The organism is Chlorobium sp., from assembly GCF_036528655.1.
Classification (GTDB): domain Bacteria; phylum Bacteroidota; class Chlorobiia; order Chlorobiales; family Chlorobiaceae; genus Chlorobium.
On sequence record NZ_JAIGND010000009.1, the window covers coordinates 1 to 2,483 of the forward strand.

Below are 2,483 nucleotides of genomic sequence, written 5' to 3' on the forward strand. Positions count from 1 at the left end.
GGTGAGATCGGGTTAAGCGTTATGGGTTATGCTTTCTTGCCATTGAGCCATCCAGCTATCTCGCTATCCAGCCCAGAAGAGGAAGAGCGCGGTTCCCGCTGATTGAAATCGGATTTTCACGGATGGAGACAGGAGTCAGGAGATTGGAGTCGGGATGTGCGTTTGGTTTGGTTTGCTGGAGGTTCCGGGAGAAGGGGCGGGTGTGTGTGCCTGGGTGGCGGTAATTTTGTTTTCTGTCGTTTGTTGTTCTGTTCTGTTCTGTGGCGGATGGATTATTTTGTCTGACGTACAATGATTATAATTATCTTATATACAGAATATGAGTATCGTACAGGATCGGAGTTTCAATAAACACTAAAACTGTAGGAGGGTGTTATGAGTGTACTGAATCTCAGCCCGGAAGTTCTCAGGGAAATTGAACTGCTGACGGAGAAAATATCTTCAAGTTCCCCTGAAGAATTGCAGAGTGAATTTGACAAGATCAAAGAGAAAATGGATTTGCCGGAGGTGACAACGAAGGGTACCGAGTGCGCTGGTTGCGTGAGTTGCGGAGCTTGTCCGATTACGCACATAAAAGCCGGGTATCTGTTGACGGCTTTATCTCTGACTAAATAAGAGTGTTGAAGCATTCCTCCGGAATTGTCTGGTTCCGGAGGATTCAGCGCCCGGTGTCGGGCGCATTGTGTTTTTTTTCTTATTTGTCCCTCTTCATTATCTCAGTATGGAAAATTCCGTTTCAAGAGAGGCTTCAATTTTTCCTTCGATAGGCCGGTCGGTACATTTGCATCGGCAACCATGCGGTTTACTTGCAAGGGTTGCGCCTTTTCCGGGTAAAGGGTTTCAACCCGAGATTTACGAATTGAACGATACCGCATCGTATTTACTTTTACTTTGCGATGGCATTACGTCTTATGAGGCTATTCTTAACCGGATTTCGCAAACTGTAATACATGATGAGAGCAATCCGGTACGTGTAGCGGGAGCTTTATTCGTGGATCTTGCCCGGAAACGTATTCTGGAGTTTCACGATACGCCTGCTGCAACCGAATACACGATAACAGGTTCCGAAAAGTATTACAGTCCGTCACATTTTGCGATTGAATTGACATCGGAGTGCAACTTGCGGTGCAGTCACTGCTACCGGGAGTGCGAACCAGGAAAAGGCAGCCGTCTTCCTACTGATCGGTTGCTTTCAATTATGGCGTCATTGGCGTTGCATGGGGTTACTTCTCTTGAATTGACTGGTGGAGAACCAACCATGCATCCTGATTTTTTTGAGATTCTTGATCTGGCTTGCTGCAGCTTCACAAATATTGCTGTATTAAGCAACGGCTGGCTGTTGGATGAAGCGTTTGTCTCGCGGATGGCCAACCGTGTCAATCCTCCTTTCGTCCAGATCGATCTTGATGGTTCCGATGCGTCTACCCATGATAGACTCAGGGGTGTACCGGGTTCGTTCAATAATGCGTTACGTGCTATTGGCGCTTTGAAAAAATATGGGTTACGCGTACGAGCTGCGATGAATGTGCATAAGGATAATCTGATGCAATTGGAGGCGACGCTCGATCTTGCCCGTTCTGCCGGTGCTGACTGGTTTGCAGTATCTCCTTTGATGGTGGTTGGAAGGGGGCGTTCTATGGAACCTCTCGATGCGGAGGAATATGCATTTCTTTCGGCGGCGGCTGACAGTTTCTCTGCCCGGTATCCTGATTTCTTTTTTGTTTCAAAAGAAATTGAAGGACGCATCAATGGTTCAATCACTAATTGCGGTGCGGGTTCCAGGGCTATGGTGCTCGGATCAAACGGCATTGTGCGGCCTTGTCTGTTGCTTGACGATCGTTTTATGAAGATGGGTGATTTGACACAGGTTGATTATCCGGCGTTTCTGGCTTCGTCGAACACGGAACTTTTTTACAGTATTCAATCGCCGAATGTTCATGTTTGCGAGGAGTGCGAACATCTGACGTTCTGTCTGGGATGTTTCGTCGGTCCGGTTCAAATGGCAATTTTGTCGAGGGAGATCGGACGGGAGTTTACCTGCAAGTGGGCTGAGCGATATCCGTTTTTTCGGAATGCATTCAAATTTGAAGTAGAGGGGGAGAAGTTGGGAGAGAGGAGTTATGAGAGAGGAGACGAGGATTGAAGAGGGGAGGTTGCCCACGGATTTACAGGGATTGGCACGGATTGGCGCCTGTTTTGCCCGGCATTGGCCGGTCAATTCAGGCGCTTTTTTTTGGAGGGGGAGGAAGAACGCGGTTCCCGCTGATTGGGGATTGGATTTTCACGGATGGAAGATGGGGAGGCAGGAGAGAGGAGACGAGGATTGAAGAGGAAGATGTTGCCCACGGATTTACAGGGATTGGCACGGATTGAAGAGGGCGAGATTGGGTTATGCGCTATGGATTATGCTTTCTTGCCATTGAGCTATCGAGCTATCTCGCTATCGAGCCATAGTTGGGGACATCCCATAGTGAGAAAAGCAA

Annotated in this window: 2 protein-coding genes; both read left to right on the forward strand. The window is 48.1% G+C overall.

Annotated elements, in window-relative coordinates; all coding sequences use genetic code 11:
• Positions 1-375: 375 nt before the first annotated feature.
• Complete coding sequence (locus K4305_RS03670) at positions 376-615, forward strand: hypothetical protein (RefSeq protein ID WP_331560997.1); 240 nt, start codon at positions 376-378, stop codon at positions 613-615.
• 106 nt (positions 616-721) lie between these two features.
• The gene (locus tag K4305_RS03675; protein ID WP_331560998.1) at positions 722-2,143 is read left to right on the forward strand and encodes a radical SAM protein; all 1,422 of its coding nucleotides are present in this window, start codon (positions 722-724) and stop codon (positions 2,141-2,143) included.
• The last annotated feature ends 340 nt before the right edge of the window (positions 2,144-2,483 follow it).

What these genes read in the sequence shown, in the direction of transcription:
- K4305_RS03670 (WP_331560997.1), top strand. Translation starts at nt 376, where the DNA reads ATGAGTGTACTGAATCTCAGCCCGGAAGTTCTCAGGGAAATTGAACTG.
- K4305_RS03675 (WP_331560998.1), top strand. Translation starts at nt 722, where the DNA reads ATGGAAAATTCCGTTTCAAGAGAGGCTTCAATTTTTCCTTCGATAGGC.